Below are 14,191 nucleotides of genomic sequence, written 5' to 3' on the forward strand. Positions count from 1 at the left end.
GTATACTTGGCTGTTCGTTTAGACATAAAAATACCCCCTCGTCGTAGTTACAGAGTTTTTATTATTTCTCTGTCTACTACGAGGGGAGCATATCAGAGCGGCTGACAGCCGCTCCTTTTTTACTTTTAAACACTCACCGCTTTTATCTTTCTGATAATAATAACTGTTGCCGTAATCACAAGTATTAAGCTCGCTGTCGCCAGACTTACATTCAGGCCTGTGGACACGTCGCCGCTCTCCATGAAAATGCCGAAAAATGGCCAGAGTAACACAAGTGGATACAGCCAGTCACTCAAGAACCAGGCAATAAACAACCCGATAAGTGCCGCTGCAATTATCGCTATAATCGTCCAGATCAATTCATCTGTACCAAGAAAGCTGTCTATATTGTAGTTGGAGAAAGCAGTGAATATATTTACTATTGAAGCAATCGTCACCCAGCCGAAATAAATTGAAAACGGGAGTCTGTCATACCAATGATACAGTTCAGCTGAAATGACAATATGAATTTTAATCAATGTAAATAAGAGTAACAGTATGACTATTGTCGAAATGATCATCCACTGCTGGGTAAATACAACAATCCATATACCATTCAATATGAAATTTATAATCGGCCAGTATTTCAGACGCTCTGTAATAGAGGGCTGCTCATTTTTGGAAAAGAACAGTTTTATCATCCATATAAAAATTAATACATAAATCAGGCCCCAGATGGCAAATGCAAAACCTGCAGGCTGAATTATTGTTGGGTTCTCATCTGCCACATTTCCTACATCCGAACCGACAGAATAGTTCATAATAATCATAATGATGAATGCCGTGAAATATCCGATAACCCATTTCCTTTGTCGAGTCATTTACTCACTCCAATCAATAAAAGCCGGGAAATGAAACAGCCGCTCACTTCCCGGGATATGCTTTTTATTCTGCTTTCGTTCCGGGTTTCATCTGATATGATTTTTCAATCATTTCATGTCTTTGACCAAGTGCGTCATCTGTTTCTTTGTCCCACACAGCCCCTCTTCTTTTCTTCACTTCAGGCACCATGGCTTCAGGAATGACATTTCTATAAGTCTTCGTTTCACCGAGAATCACCTTTACAGCGAGATCGATTACTTCTTCAGGGTCGAACTGCTCATAAGGGAATGCTGCATTTTCGTAGTCAAAAACTGTTTCACTATTATCTTCATGCCAGTTTTTCCATGCTTCAAACTCCCGATCGTTAAATCCGGTTAAATACGGTCCCGGATTGATTGTTGCCACTTCTATATTGAACTCCTGCAGTTCCTTGCTCAACGACTCAGTAAATGCTTCCAGTGCAAATTTAGAACCGCAATATGGACCTGACAGCGGGTCTGCCATCAGACCGGACACGGATGATACATTGACAATCCGGCCTTTATTTTTCTTAATCATTTTACGCGCAAACTCCTGTGTCAGAAGTACCGGTGCGAATGTATTCACTTCAAATTGATGTCTCAGGTTCTCTTCCGGTATATCCACGAGTGAACCGCCTTCTTTTACGGCTGCGTTATTGACCAGAACATCTATATCCCATGACCATGCTTTTTTCCGGTCTTTGGGGTTCGTCACGTCCAGCTTCTCAATCTGCATATCCACGCCGCGGTCATCCGCTTCTTTTTCCAATGCTGATACTTGTGACATCACTTCTACACCGGCAATCACAGATTTCCCCTGTTCAGCCAGTTTAAAAACGATGCCTTTACCGAAGCCTGTGCCTGCACCTGTTACGAGAATTGTTTCTTCAGTCATTTAAAGTTCCTCCTAAATATTCGAACTTATCATTCATGCATTTCACATTTACCCTTGAATGGACGTTAGAAAACAGGCTGACCTCAGTATTTTATTCGAAGAAATCATTTTGATTGTTAGAAGTTCATGCATTTCACTTATAGCATGGGTATATAAGGAGCTGATTCAGTAATGATTACAGAGTTGGATAAAATCATAGTCCCGGAGAGTAAAATAATCATCGAAGCGCAAGACCTCGTACATGAACACGGTAACGAACTGATTTGGAACCATTCGAACAGAGTCTACCTTTTCGGCGCAGTAAAGGGCGACCAGGACAAGGTAAAGTATGATCATGAACTTTTATACATCAGTGCACTTTTCCATGACCTGGGTCTTACGAAGCAGTACAGCAGCGATGATCTGCGATTTGAAGTCGACGGCGCAAATGCTGCCCGCCAGTTTTTAGATATCCACAACATTACACCAGATCAGATGCAGCTTGTCTGGGATGCGATTGCACTTCATACCACCCCAGGGGTTGCAGAGCATAAAGAGAACGAAGTCGCACTGCTTTTTCACGGTGTCGGCATGGATGTCATGGGTGACAATTTTGATCAGTTTTCTGAAGAGATCAGAAAAGCCGTCACTCAGAAATTCCCGAGAAATAATTTCAAAAACGATATAATCGAAGCATTCTACAACGGCATCAAACATAAACCTGAAACGACATTCGGCAATATGAAAGAAGATTTCATCAAACACTTCGAGCCAGATTATGCGAATCCGAACTTCTGTACATGTATCGTCAATTCAAAATGGGACAGCTGATTATACAGTAAAATAAGCCGCCGGATTTTTCTCCGGCGGCTTATTTTTTTAAGGGCTCTGAATATTTCTCTGTTCCATCCACGACACGATATCAGGACTGAATACGATGGGGCTGGTGCGCAGTTCTTCTATAGTCTTTGCATTGACCATCACGGCAATTTTTTTCATCTGATTAAAGAACTGTTCGACGAATTCAATCGTCGCCTCTACCTCATTGTCTTCAACATATTTCAGAAGTGTATGAGACATGCCGACTGCACTGCCTCCGAGAGCGAGTGATTTCATTGCATCAAGCGGCGTCTTGACGCCTCCGCTTGCGAGTATCGTCATATCTTTCTGAAACCCCTTCGATTCCATGAGCGACTGCACAGTGGACATTCCCCAGTCACTGAGATAGTCCATATCCTGCGCACTGCGTCGTGCATTTTCAATTTCTGCGAAATTGGTACCGCCTCTGCCGCTGACATCAACGTACTTTACTCCGGCCGCTTTTAATAACTGTAACGTTTCCCTGCTCATGCCGAAGCCGACTTCTTTGACGATGACAGGCACATCCACACCGTTTAAAACACTTTTTATATTGGACTGCCAGCTTTTAAAATCCCGGTCGCCTTCAGGCATAATCAGCTCCTGGGCAACGTTCAGGTGTATCTGCAGACCATCTGCGCGGATCATATCGACTGCCTTCTTTGCACCTTCCAAGGAAACGTCCGCACCGACATTCGCAAATACCAGTCCTTCAGGATTGACTTCTCTTACAATGGAGTAGGAACCTGAAAGTTCCGGGTGTCTGACAGCAGCATGCATGGAACCGACAGCCATTGGAATACCTGTCGCTTCAGCCACTTTTCCAAACTTTTCATTAATGGATTTCGTCCACGAACTGCCGCCTGTCATCGCATTGATATATAAAGGTACATCAAATTTCATATCCCCGATAGCTGTAGAAAGATCTACCTCATCCAGATTAACGGCAGGCATGGAATGGTGGACAAAATGAACTTTATCAAAATCTGATATTACATTTTGGGGCTTTTGATTCAATGCATGCTGGACGTGTTCATTCTTTCTCTGACTCCGTAAATTGACTTCTTCTCTCATAAGGGACGTGCTCCTTTATCATTTATGTATCATTTAAATATAAAGCTCACTTGTCACGAGTGTTAACAAGTGAGCGATCTTCAATTTTACTTACGACGCCACAATTCATAAGTGTGCTCGTATCTATTCTTATCGTCTACAGGCCCGTCCTCGGATTTAACGAGTTCAAACGGTTCATAATCAAAGTCTTTCGGAAAGTATGTGTCGCCTTCGAAAGTATCGTGAATGACCGTTCTGTACAGCTCATCCACTTCATCTTCAAACATTCTGAATAAAGACTCACCGCCGATGATATACAGATCTTCACCGTTCTTTTCTTCCAGCTCCAAAATCTCTTCTTTGGAATTGACGACGACGGCGCCCGGAGCATCGTAGTCCTTTTGAGTTGTCAATACAATATTGCGGCGTCCCGGCAGCGGTCTTCTCGGTATCGTCTCATAAGTTTTTCTGCCCGTCACCATGTCGCCGCGCATCGTCACCTTTTTAAAGAAAGCAACGTCTGCCGGTAAACGCCATGGCAGCTCGTCACCTTTACCGATCAATTTATTTTCATCTTCAGCCCAGACAAATGCCAGCATTAAAATCTCTCCTTGTCTCTAAAAGATAGTCATAGTTCTCTTTACCCGAAATCCTCACGATTAATTTCAAAATTTCCATCTTCTGTATACAAAAAGAAAGTGGGGAAAGACCCACTTTCAGCACAATGTTTAAAATGATAATTCCACATTTTCGAATGCATCGTCATTCATGATCTTGATCGCAGTCGGGTTGATTTTAAGCGCAACGAGGTGAGGGTTTTCTTTATTATCGAAAAAGTCCTTGTCCTGATTTTCCCACAGCCAGTTAATCGTCTCCTGATCTCTGATGACTTCGATTTCTCCGTAATATTCTACAAATGCATGATTCTTTTCATCATGGAAACCGAGCAATACAAATCCTTGCGGGTTCTCTTCTATCTCATCAAACTTCGGGGATTCATCACTCGTTTTTGCGTAAAGTGTGATGCCGTCATTATAGAACCACATGTAACGAGCGTTCGGAACATCGTCTTTTGCCGTAGATAATATACCAATCTTGGAATCATCCAATATCTCAGTAATACGTTCTATCGCTTTTGATTGATCCATAAATCTCACCTTCTTATATTGATGTGTACAACATATATACCACTAAAGGTGATGAGTAAATCATTTTATAAATTCATAATTTTAATACGGTATGACATGCATTCCTTTAAAGACGCATGTTCAAAGTATCTCATATTTTCATAATCCATCGCACCGCCCGGAAAATAGACAGTAACCCTAAGTCCTGCCTGTCTGCACATTTTATCAATTTCTTCCGGTGTGTAACACTTTAAATACTGGGTCTGTGCCAGTTTCTCATGACCTTTCTTCCACCATGTATCCATTATGATATTCTCTTCAAAATTATATGAGTACCTGCGGATGACATCAGGGTTGTTTGAAGGGTCGGGACGCATCTCGATGTCATCTGCCTTCTTCCAATGTTCCGGCTGATAATTATCAATCAACGCACAGCCTTCATTGTCCAGCCATTGTCCAATTTTTCTAAGCAGCTCCAATTGATCCGCATCGGTCCCCACCCCAAAACCCTCAATATAAATCACTGCATCAAATGTATCTGTGATTTGAACATCATAAAAACTGCCGTGAATCACTTCAATATTCCCCGGGTTATTTTCCTTTACCGCTTCAGCCATCTCTTTAACAAGTTCCACTGTCGTCATATGGCTTACCTTTTTCGACATCGCTTTTGCCAGGCTGCCGTCCCATGCACCAAGTTCCAGCAGTGAATCAACCGGTTTGCCGATCTGCTCCATTATTTCATCTGCCTGCACTTCATAATACGACGCATCGACAGCACTCATGTTTCCATACTGCATTTTATAAAATTCGTCTGCCCATTTACTTTTCATGTTAAAGACCCCCGTCAATGTAATATGCGGTAAATCGGCCTTACTTCAGATTCATCGTCCCCATGAAAATACCTCCTAAAAAACAATGTCAGTGTTTCAATCATTGTAACATGCATTTTTATAATATTTTCTCGCTTCAGATGAATCCAATTACTCGACAGGTTCAGAGTTCACCGTTGATGGCGATATGATCTTTTCTTTCAGCAGTCTTTTAAAATATGGGCTACTTTTTTCATGCATTGATGGTTATAATATAAGACAAATACAAAATTGTTATATTATTCAAAAAAAGGAGGGATTCTTATCAGTTTATTCGTACGGGGTTTTTTCAGAGGCGCTGCACTGTTTTCGATTTTTGTGCTGTTGTCTGTATGGAGTCTCTTCATCGGTCCGGCTGAAAATGTAAGAGTCTTTCTTTATTACGGGTTCATCGCTTTATTTTTAGGGTTCGGCAGCGTCATATTCCAGGTTTCTGAATGGCCGCTCATAAAACAAATCTTCATACATTATATAACCATGCTGATCACCGTTTTCCCGCTTCTTCTGATCATCAATTATGATACCCTGACATTCACAACCGACATACCCGGTTCTTTTATCATCTTTAATATTATTCAGGCGGTCGTCATTCTGATTACATACTCACTCTCCAAAGCACTTAAAATATTCAGCAGTAATCTATATAATAAAGAAAGATGAGCTCGATCGTATCAAAGGAGAGGAATAATGGCTAAAAAATTCGGTTTTACAGGGACTGTCTTTTTATTATTATATTCTGTCATCACCTGGGGGGTGATTGCAGGCCATGAATGGGTCCAAAGATTTGATTATGCATTGACCGCACTGATCCAGGGCCGGATCACCGAAGACGGGGCAGACTTTGTCGCCGTGGCGACGGATATTGCCGGCTTTCCACCAGTCTTCGTACTGACCATGGCTGTCGTATTGACACTGCTGATTAAAAAGATGTATATCGCGTCTTTATGGTTTGGCCTCACTGTCTATATATGCGCTTCATTATTAATGGATACGATGAAAGCGGTCATCGGGCGTGAAAGGCCGGACTTGCTGGTCATCACGATGGAATCGTCAATGAGCTACCCAAGCGGTCATTCCATATCCTCGGTGATGCTCTACGGCTTTGTCGGACTGATACTCATGCTGGTCGTAAAAAAGCTCTGGCAGAAAATTGTCATCGGCGGCATTGCAGGTATGATCATACTGTTCGTCTTGACTTCAAGAGTATATCTCGGCGTCCATTACCCGTCGGATACAATCGGAGGATTCACTTTTGGCATGGCGGGAATATTCATCTCAATAAGCCTTTACCAGCTGGCTCTGCCGGGCATAAAAAGATGGATGGACAGTAAGAAGTGGCGTGATAGGAGTCCTGATTTATCAGCATAAACCAACAGCACTCAATTAACAGAAGGGATGAAAATATGAGATTAAAAAACAAAGTGGCCATCGTTACCGGTGGCAGTCAGGGCATTGGCAGAGGCATTGTGAGATTATTTGCCGCAGAAGGCGCAAAAGTTGTCATTGCCGACGTTAACAGAGAGACGGGTGAACAGGCGGAAATAGAGTTTACAAACGAAAGACTTCAGGTTGCTTTTCATAAAACTGATGTAGGAAATGAAGATGATGTGAAAAATCTTATGAAATTTACCGCTGATAAATTTGGAAGTATTGATGTTCTTGTTAACAATGCTGCGGTCAATTATCGTAAAGCAGTACATGAAACAACATTGGAAGAGTGGAACAGTTTAATGAACGTCAACTTGACAGGCGCTTTCCTATGCAGTAAATATGCGATTCCTGAAATGCAGAAGCAGGATAATGCTTCAATCATCAATATTGCATCATGGCATGCTGAGACAACGATTACAAGACTCGCCGCCTATGCCAGTGCCAAAGGCGGATTGACTGCATTAACACGCCAGATGGCTCTTGATTACGGTAAAGATCAAATTCGAGTAAATGCAGTCGGGCCGGGCACTGTCGATACACCGCTTCTGCAAAAAACTTTTGAAAGTCTGGAAAATCCGGAGGAGGCAATGAAGCACTCCCTGGAATTCAATCCGATGGGACGCATCGCAACTGTTGATGATATTGCAAAAGCATGCCTGTTCTTCGCCTCTGATGATTCAGCCTTTGTCAGCGGCCAGACGATGATGGTTGACGGCGGCCAGATCAATAAAGTTTCACGACCGATTTCATTTGATTAAAAATTTAATATTTGTAAATGGATAACAAATTGATTGCACAGACCGGCCCCTTATGATCTCGAATCTAGCAATACACATCCATCATCTTTATAATATATGCTAATGATTATTAACTGGAAGGTGACGAAGTGGCTAATAACACACAGGATTTCACGCAGGGGCCGATAATGAAACCATTAATACTCTTCTCGGGTCCGATCATGCTGACCAATCTGCTGCAGACATCGTTTCAGATCGTCGACAGCTTATGGGTCGGCAATATTCTCGGGGCAGAGGCGCTAGCTGCAGTTAATATTTCTACAACGATACTCGTTACTGTTCTGTCATTTGTACTCGGGTTGAACAATGCCGCCCTAACAATCCTTTCACAACAGTACGGCAGACGTGATGAAAAAGGATTGAAAAGTTATTTAAACGCTTTTATCGTCGTTATGACGGTGATGGCGGTCGGATTCGGCATTCTCGGTTACATATTCTCTGCCGAACTGCTCCTTTTGCTCGGGACGCCTGAAGCAATCTTGGACCAGGCGCAAATATATCTTCAAATCAGTTTTCTGGGCATGTTTTTCCTGTTTGCATATAACTTCATCAATACCGTTTTAAGAGCACTCGGCGACAGTAAGACACCGATGAGAATTGTTCTGATTGCTGTAATGCTTAATGCCATTCTGGCACCGGTATTGATGATTATTTTTGATCTTGGCATTGTCGGTGCAGCTCTCGCAACAGTGGCATCGCAGGGCATCGCATTTCTATACAGTGTCTATCACTCCATGAGATACAAGCTGATTCCTTTCACTTATCCGACGCTGCCGAAATTCTCTGAAGTCTCACTGATATTAAAGCTGGGCATCCCGGCAGGGCTGCAGATGGGAGTTATCGCTGCAGGTTCAGCCGCCATATTGAGTGTGGTGACAAGCTTCGGCGGACAGACGGTCGCAGGATTCAGTGCAGCACAAAGGCTGACCAGCCTGATTACACTGCCCGCAATGGCTCTCGGTACGGCGGTCAACAGCATGGCCGGACAGAATATTGGTCTGAACTATTGGACCCGTGTGAAAAGCATTGCAAAATATGCGGTGGTATATAATCTGTCCATCATGATCGCCATTGCCGTCATCATAATGATTTTTGCAGAAGCCGGAATTCGTTTGTTCATACAGGAAACTGAAGCCGTTGAATTTGGCGCAGCCTATTTAAGGATTGTCGCGCTGTGCTTTCCGTTTCTCGGGATTAACTTTGTACTGAACGGCATTGTCCGTGCTTCCGGCGCAATGTTCCAGGTACTCGTGCTCAACATCATTTCTTTCTGGGTGCTCAGATTTCCGCTGACCGACATTTTCTCATCATGGTTCGGGTCAATCGGAATCGGTATGGGCATGGGAGCAAGTTTTATATTAAGCAGTGCTTTTGCCTACGGTTACTACAGATTCGGCAAATGGGACAAAAAAGTGCTTTTCACCGAATGATAAACTTAAATCCAGTACTGACAATACCAATTAAAATCTTCAAATGACCACAGCAGCCGCTGCCTCAAAACAATCGAGACGGCGGTTTTTTTATTTTATTAATAGTGAAAACGCATTCTCACATCAAAAATTCAGAAAGTATAGAAAGTTGCGTCAAACAATGGTAATGTATCGATAATTATATTTTATTTAACAGTAATATCTGCACTAAAGACTGGGAGTGAGGAAATGAAGGAACCTATTAAAAACTATAAAGTCTGGATTGGTTTTCTTATTATATTTATATTGCTTAATCCTTGGTATTTTCCATCCGGGGGAGAGCCTGTACTTATATTTGGTGTGCCGCTCTGGGCTCTCGTAATTATTTTAATGAGTATTGTTTTATCGCTTTATATCACTTATGTCATCCATTTTCACTGGGATACAGATGAGGATGAAGATATCAGGGAGGAGGAATGACAATGGAAATGGAACTGGCTTTTTCCGGAATGTCCGGTATACTGATCATGTTGTTTTACGGCCTGCTCATGCTTGGCATCGGCATCGTTACATATTTGAAAAACAACAACATTCACAGCAGTCTGGATGAATATTATCTGGGTGGTCGCGGACTGGGGACCATGGTACTATTCTTCACCTTTTTCGCCACCCAGTACAGTGGAAATACCGTCATCGGCTATTCAGCGGAAGCATACCGAGTCGGTTACGCAAACCTTGTAACCATACCTTTCTTCATAATGATCATATTGGTCTACCTGAGTTTTGCACCGCGTATGTACAAACTTGGTAAAAAACACAATATCGTTACACCTGTCGATTGGCTGGATATGAAGTTCAAATCCAAAAGCGTTTCCATTCTCGCTGCGATACTGATGCTTTATGCACTCGCGAATTTCCTGCTGGAGCAGCTTGTCGCACTCGGACAGGGTGTCGCAGGTCTTACAGGAGGCACCGTGCCTTATCAGGCGGGCGTGATCTTTTTCATCGCTATAATGATCGCCTACGGCTGGCTCGGCGGTATGCGCTCTGTCGCCTATACAGACACTATGCAGGGAATCGCCCTGCTGGTCGGGGTGTTCATGCTGCTGATCGGTACGATTGTCTACTTTGGAGGCGTACCTTCTGCGGGTGAATATATGCGGACTTATTCCCCGGAAAATCTCGGTGTGCCTGAAGGCGGGGGCCTCGTCAGGTGGAGCAACTTCCTGATTCTTGTCGGAATCGGTGCTGCCGTCTACCCGAATGCCATCCAGAGAATATTTTCCGCTAAAAATGAACGTGCATTAAAGCGTTCATTCACTCAGATGGCATGGATGCCGTTTCTGACGGCCGGTGTTGTTTTCTTCATCGGCATTATGGCGTACAACGCATATCCAGACCTTTCGGTTGCTGAATCTGAACAGCTCGTAGGAATCATGGCAAGTACGATTGCCAACCAGAATATTATTTTCTATATCGCCATGGTACTTCTGTTCGGTGGAATCATCGCCGCTATTGTTTCAACTGCGGATTCCGTATTGCTGACTTTCTCTTCCATCATTTCAAAAGATATATATGGAAGATACATCAATCCGGAAGCTTCTGATAAAATGAAGATTCATATCGGTAAAATCATAGGTGTCATTGTAGTAGCCCTGCTGCTCATCATCGCATGGAACCCTCCGGGAACACTGTATCAGATCTTTGTACTGAAGCTGAAAATTCTCGTGCAAGTCGCACCGGCGATCATACTCGGCCTCTACTGGGAACGCAGCCATTCCAAGTCCGTTTTTGCAGGTATGCTGGTCGGGGCAGTCGTCGCAGCCACCTTCACTTTCCTTGGTCTGACACCGCTCGGTATATTCAGCGGGGTCTTGGGACTGATGATCAACCTGGTCATATATGTCGGCGGAAGTCTCATCTTGGGTATCGTCCCGGCCGAAAAGGAAGAAACATCCTTGTCAAACAATGAATCGGGCGAACCTTCAAGATTGTAAGCATAGAAAAACAGCCATTACTTCTGATTTGCCGGAGGTAATGGCTGTTTCTCATTGAGCATGGATTTTTGAACCTCCGCCTGTTTTCAAGCATGGGAACAACACTCAGTCTTGAAGATGGAATGTACCTTGCCAGAATGCTGAGAGACCACTCGGATTACACAGATGCTTTCTATTATTATGAATACGACAGAAAGGATATCGTCCGTCAGGTCCATAGAGAAACTGAAACAATGAAAAACCTCGGAATTGAAGATTACGACCCTTCCTGAAAGGCGTGTACTCTGATAAGGGACGAACCGATGGACAACTTTATGGCGGATATGCCCAAAGTATATTGGGAGGAATATGAATGACCGAATCACAATCAGTAAAATCAAATGTTGAATCCACCGGCATGTGACCGGTGGATTTTTATTCTTAAAATTTTCAGTCTCTTCCATGTTAAAGACTTGATTCTTTTTCCGACTGTGTTACTATGGTTTTAATTCATACTTACATAGTAGGCTATATATTAAGGATGGTGTATATGGAATTCAGTCTTTTAAATCAAAGTCCCATTTTAAAAAATCATACAGTTAAAGAATCACTGCAGAATACTATAAACTTTGCGGTGAAAGCTGAGCGTCTAGGCTACAAAAGGTTTTTCGTTTCTGAACACCACAACTTGAAAACATTGATCGGCACGGCACCAGAAGTGCTCGTCTCGCATCTTGCCGCCCATACTTCCAAGATGCATATCGGGGCAGGCGGCATCATGTTGTCCCATCATAATCCATTTCATGTCGCCGAGCAGTTCCAGCTGATCAACCATCTGGCTGATGGGCGCATCGATCTTGGAATCGGTAAGGCACCCGGCGGTACACCTGATGCAACAAAGGCGCTCCAACATGAACTGAAAGATGATATTGCACCGTTCAATGACCGTTTCGTTCAGTTGAAAAAATACCTTCACGGTAAACATTCAAATGCTGATGAATTGAAAATTTCCCCGGACACCGATAATCCGCCTGATCTTTTCCTTCTCGGCGGCAGTGTGAGTTCGGCACTGTTTGCAGCTGAAGAAAATGTGAATTACATGTTCGCCCACTTTATAAACAACGATGTCGAACTGTTAAAAGAGGTCGCAAAAAATTATAAGAATAATGCCAGGAAAGGAAAGTTCATCGTCGCCTTATCCGTACTGGTCATTGAAGGCGAAGACAGCAAGGCAGCGATGATCAAAGAAAATGAATATTATCAATTACTGTATAAAGACGGCAGAAAGTACAGGGTGATAACAGAGGAGCAGGCTGAGACCTTCGTGAAAAATTCAGATGAAGAAATTGAAGTCGTTAAAAAACAGCCTGATATCATAATGGGCAGCCCGGATGAAGTCCTGGAACAATTAACTGAACTCAACAAAGATAATTATATCGATGAATTCATGTTTCATCTGCCGACGACGGATCCTGAAATACGTGAACAGACACTTGAAGCACTCGCACCCGTCAATACGATTCATAATTCAGAGAAAGCAGGGATAGTATGAGCAGTAAAAAAGTACAGTTCGGCGTGATGCTTCATGGCCCGGGCGGGCATATGAACGCATGGCGCAGTGACGATGTACCGTCTGACGCCAGTACAAACTTCGAGCATTACATGAACGTGACCAAAAAGGCGGAGAAAGCAGGGTTTTCTTTTGTTTTCGTAGCAGACGGACTGTATATAAATGAAAAGTCCATCCCTCATTTCCTCAGCCGTTTCGAACCGCTGACGATACTTGCAGCACTGGCACCGATAACGAGCAAAATCGGACTGGTCGGTACGATTTCCAGTTCATACAGTGAACCGTTCACCGTAGCAAGACAGCTGGCTTCAATCGATAAGATCAGCGGCGGCCGTGCAGGATGGAACGTCGTTACTTCACCGCTTGAAGGCAGTGCGTATAACTTCAGCAAGGATAAACATCCCGAGCACAGCCTCCGTTATGATATAGCCGAAGAACACCTGCAGGTCGTTCAGGGGCTGTGGGATTCATGGGAGGATGACGCTTTCGTCCGCGATGCAGAAAACAACCAATACTTCGATAAAGAGAAAATGCATGAACTCAACTATAAAGGGGAGTATTTCCAAGTAAAAGGTCCGTTAAATATTGACCGTTCTAAACAGGGCCAGCCAATCATTTTTCAGGCAGGTGCTTCCAAAAAAGGTTCAGGCTTTGCCGCAAAATATGCAGACGCAGTATTCACAAACGGCGGAACTCTTGAGCAGGCACAGGATGCTTATAAAGATTTAAGACAAAAAGCAGTCGATGCCGGCAGAAGCGCAGACGACATTAAAATCTTCCCGGTCCTGTCACCGATTATCGGGGAGACCGATGAAGAAGTCCAAAAGAAATATAAAGAAATCCAAAATCTCGTGACAATAGAAGAAGCTCTGGCATATCTCGGAAGATATTTCGATCACCATGATTTTACACAGTACGATCTGGATGCACCATTCCCTGAGCTCGGGGACGTCGGTAAAAACAGTTTCCAGTCGACGACAGATGAAATCAAAAGAAGAGCAAAGGAAAATAATCTCACATTGCGTGAAGTCGCCCTTGAGGAAACGACACGTGAAACACCGTTTATGGGCACGCCTGAAAAAGTGGCAGAGAAAATCATTGAGTGGGTGGATGAGCAGGCTGCGGACGGTTTTGTTCTTACACCTCATGTTCTCGGTGAGCTTTATGATGATTTCTTAAATAAAGTCATTCCAATCCTTGTCGAGAAGGGGTATTACGATACATCTTATGAAAGCGACACTTTACGCGGGGAGCTCGGATTGAAATTTAAAGAGAACAGATATTCACAAAGAGTGAATATCTGATAATGAAAAAGGGTGAAGCATAAGCTTCACCCTTTTTGT

Annotated in this window: 16 protein-coding genes; 10 read left to right on the plus strand and 6 right to left on the minus strand. The window is 43.3% G+C overall.

Translation table 11 applies throughout. From position 1 onward, the window contains the following. Window positions 1–125 precede the first annotated feature (125 nt). Together BLR15_RS07745 and BLR15_RS07750 are read right to left on the minus strand one after the other, a co-directional pair. Entirely contained in the window at window positions 126–860 is a 735-nt protein-coding gene (locus tag BLR15_RS07745; protein ID WP_092986289.1) for a tryptophan-rich sensory protein, read from the minus strand. 64 nt (window positions 861–924) lie between these two features. Further along, on the minus strand, window positions 925–1,776 hold the full coding sequence (locus tag BLR15_RS07750; protein WP_092986291.1) for an SDR family oxidoreductase: 852 nt from the start codon (window positions 1,774–1,776) through the stop codon (window positions 925–927). 171 nt (window positions 1,777–1,947) lie between these two features. On the opposite strand from BLR15_RS07750, the gene BLR15_RS07755 reads away from it, so the two are divergent. Continuing rightward, a complete protein-coding gene (locus BLR15_RS07755) occupies window positions 1,948–2,586 on the plus strand; it encodes an HD domain-containing protein (protein WP_092986293.1) in 639 nt (212 codons plus the stop codon). A gap of 48 nt (window positions 2,587–2,634) precedes the next feature. Here the strand turns inward: BLR15_RS07755 and fni are convergent, their stop codons facing one another. The 4 genes from fni to BLR15_RS07775 all read right to left on the minus strand — a co-directional run bounded on the left by fni (window position 2,635) and on the right by BLR15_RS07775 (window position 5,626). Further along, on the minus strand, window positions 2,635–3,687 hold the full coding sequence (fni, locus tag BLR15_RS07760) for a type 2 isopentenyl-diphosphate Delta-isomerase (protein ID WP_092986295.1): 1,053 nt from the start codon (window positions 3,685–3,687) through the stop codon (window positions 2,635–2,637). An 86-nt stretch (window positions 3,688–3,773) separates the two neighbouring features. Next, a complete protein-coding gene (locus tag BLR15_RS07765; protein WP_092986297.1) occupies window positions 3,774–4,265 on the minus strand; it encodes a dihydrofolate reductase in 492 nt (163 codons plus the stop codon). A 129-nt stretch (window positions 4,266–4,394) separates the two neighbouring features. Then, window positions 4,395–4,814, minus strand: a complete 420-nt coding sequence (locus tag BLR15_RS07770) for a pyridoxamine 5'-phosphate oxidase family protein (RefSeq protein ID WP_092986299.1) — start codon at window positions 4,812–4,814, stop codon at window positions 4,395–4,397. A gap of 65 nt (window positions 4,815–4,879) precedes the next feature. Then, window positions 4,880–5,626, minus strand: a complete 747-nt coding sequence (locus BLR15_RS07775; protein ID WP_092986301.1) for an SAM-dependent methyltransferase — start codon at window positions 5,624–5,626, stop codon at window positions 4,880–4,882. A 270-nt stretch (window positions 5,627–5,896) separates the two neighbouring features. On the opposite strand from BLR15_RS07775, the gene BLR15_RS07780 reads away from it, so the two are divergent. From BLR15_RS07780 to BLR15_RS07820, 9 genes are all read left to right on the plus strand, one after another. Continuing rightward, a complete protein-coding gene (locus BLR15_RS07780; RefSeq protein ID WP_092986303.1) occupies window positions 5,897–6,325 on the plus strand; it encodes a DUF3021 family protein in 429 nt (142 codons plus the stop codon). Between the two features lie 27 nt (window positions 6,326–6,352). After that, a complete protein-coding gene (locus BLR15_RS07785; RefSeq protein WP_092986305.1) occupies window positions 6,353–7,033 on the plus strand; it encodes a phosphatase PAP2 family protein in 681 nt (226 codons plus the stop codon). Window positions 7,034–7,068: 35 nt separating this feature from the next. Then, window positions 7,069–7,854 (plus strand): SDR family NAD(P)-dependent oxidoreductase, encoded by a 786-nt coding sequence (locus tag BLR15_RS07790; RefSeq protein ID WP_092986307.1) that lies wholly within the window; start codon window positions 7,069–7,071, stop codon window positions 7,852–7,854. A gap of 167 nt (window positions 7,855–8,021) precedes the next feature. Further along, window positions 8,022–9,323: an MATE family efflux transporter gene (locus BLR15_RS07795; protein WP_407927594.1), complete on the plus strand. Its 1,302-nt coding sequence runs from the start codon at window positions 8,022–8,024 to the stop codon at window positions 9,321–9,323. Between the two features lie 228 nt (window positions 9,324–9,551). Further along, window positions 9,552–9,782, plus strand: coding sequence for a hypothetical protein (locus BLR15_RS07800; RefSeq protein ID WP_092986311.1), 231 nt, complete (start codon window positions 9,552–9,554; stop codon window positions 9,780–9,782). Window positions 9,783–9,784: 2 nt separating this feature from the next. Continuing rightward, entirely contained in the window at window positions 9,785–11,299 is a 1,515-nt protein-coding gene (locus BLR15_RS07805; protein WP_245696687.1) for a sodium:solute symporter family protein, read from the plus strand. A gap of 92 nt (window positions 11,300–11,391) precedes the next feature. Further along, window positions 11,392–11,571, plus strand: coding sequence for a hypothetical protein (locus BLR15_RS07810; RefSeq protein ID WP_143003941.1), 180 nt, complete (start codon window positions 11,392–11,394; stop codon window positions 11,569–11,571). A gap of 257 nt (window positions 11,572–11,828) precedes the next feature. Further along, complete coding sequence (locus BLR15_RS07815; RefSeq protein WP_176754096.1) at window positions 11,829–12,830, plus strand: MsnO8 family LLM class oxidoreductase; 1,002 nt, start codon at window positions 11,829–11,831, stop codon at window positions 12,828–12,830. After that, window positions 12,827–14,152 carry an LLM class flavin-dependent oxidoreductase gene (locus tag BLR15_RS07820; RefSeq protein WP_092986317.1) on the plus strand — a complete coding sequence of 442 codons (1,326 nt, stop codon included), beginning with the start codon at window positions 12,827–12,829 and terminating at the stop codon, window positions 14,150–14,152. Before BLR15_RS07815 ends, BLR15_RS07820 begins: the two co-directional genes overlap by 4 nt. Window positions 14,153–14,191: the final 39 nt, after the last annotated feature.

Source organism: Lacicoccus qingdaonensis (genome assembly GCF_900101075.1).
GTDB classification, from domain to species: domain Bacteria; phylum Bacillota; class Bacilli; order Staphylococcales; family Salinicoccaceae; genus Lacicoccus; species Lacicoccus qingdaonensis.

Excerpts from the sequence above, each read along its gene's own strand:
- BLR15_RS07815 (WP_176754096.1), top strand. The coding sequence starts at position 11,829 with ATGGAATTCAGTCTTTTAAATCAAAGTCCCATTTTAAAAAATCATACA.
- BLR15_RS07755 (WP_092986293.1), top strand. The coding sequence starts at position 1,948 with ATGATTACAGAGTTGGATAAAATCATAGTCCCGGAGAGTAAAATAATC.
- BLR15_RS07745 (WP_092986289.1), bottom strand. The coding sequence starts at position 860 with ATGACTCGACAAAGGAAATGGGTTATCGGATATTTCACGGCATTCATC.
- BLR15_RS07820 (WP_092986317.1), top strand. The coding sequence starts at position 12,827 with ATGAGCAGTAAAAAAGTACAGTTCGGCGTGATGCTTCATGGCCCGGGC.
- BLR15_RS07790 (WP_092986307.1), top strand. The coding sequence starts at position 7,069 with ATGAGATTAAAAAACAAAGTGGCCATCGTTACCGGTGGCAGTCAGGGC.
- BLR15_RS07775 (WP_092986301.1), bottom strand. The coding sequence starts at position 5,626 with ATGAAAAGTAAATGGGCAGACGAATTTTATAAAATGCAGTATGGAAAC.
- BLR15_RS07800 (WP_092986311.1), top strand. The coding sequence starts at position 9,552 with ATGAAGGAACCTATTAAAAACTATAAAGTCTGGATTGGTTTTCTTATT.
- BLR15_RS07765 (WP_092986297.1), bottom strand. The coding sequence starts at position 4,265 with ATGCTGGCATTTGTCTGGGCTGAAGATGAAAATAAATTGATCGGTAAA.
- fni (WP_092986295.1), bottom strand. The coding sequence starts at position 3,687 with ATGAGAGAAGAAGTCAATTTACGGAGTCAGAGAAAGAATGAACACGTC.
- BLR15_RS07770 (WP_092986299.1), bottom strand. The coding sequence starts at position 4,814 with ATGGATCAATCAAAAGCGATAGAACGTATTACTGAGATATTGGATGAT.
- BLR15_RS07750 (WP_092986291.1), bottom strand. The coding sequence starts at position 1,776 with ATGACTGAAGAAACAATTCTCGTAACAGGTGCAGGCACAGGCTTCGGT.
- BLR15_RS07795 (WP_407927594.1), top strand. The coding sequence starts at position 8,022 with ATGAAACCATTAATACTCTTCTCGGGTCCGATCATGCTGACCAATCTG.
- BLR15_RS07805 (WP_245696687.1), top strand. The coding sequence starts at position 9,785 with ATGGAAATGGAACTGGCTTTTTCCGGAATGTCCGGTATACTGATCATG.
- BLR15_RS07785 (WP_092986305.1), top strand. The coding sequence starts at position 6,353 with ATGGCTAAAAAATTCGGTTTTACAGGGACTGTCTTTTTATTATTATAT.
- BLR15_RS07810 (WP_143003941.1), top strand. The coding sequence starts at position 11,392 with ATGGGAACAACACTCAGTCTTGAAGATGGAATGTACCTTGCCAGAATG.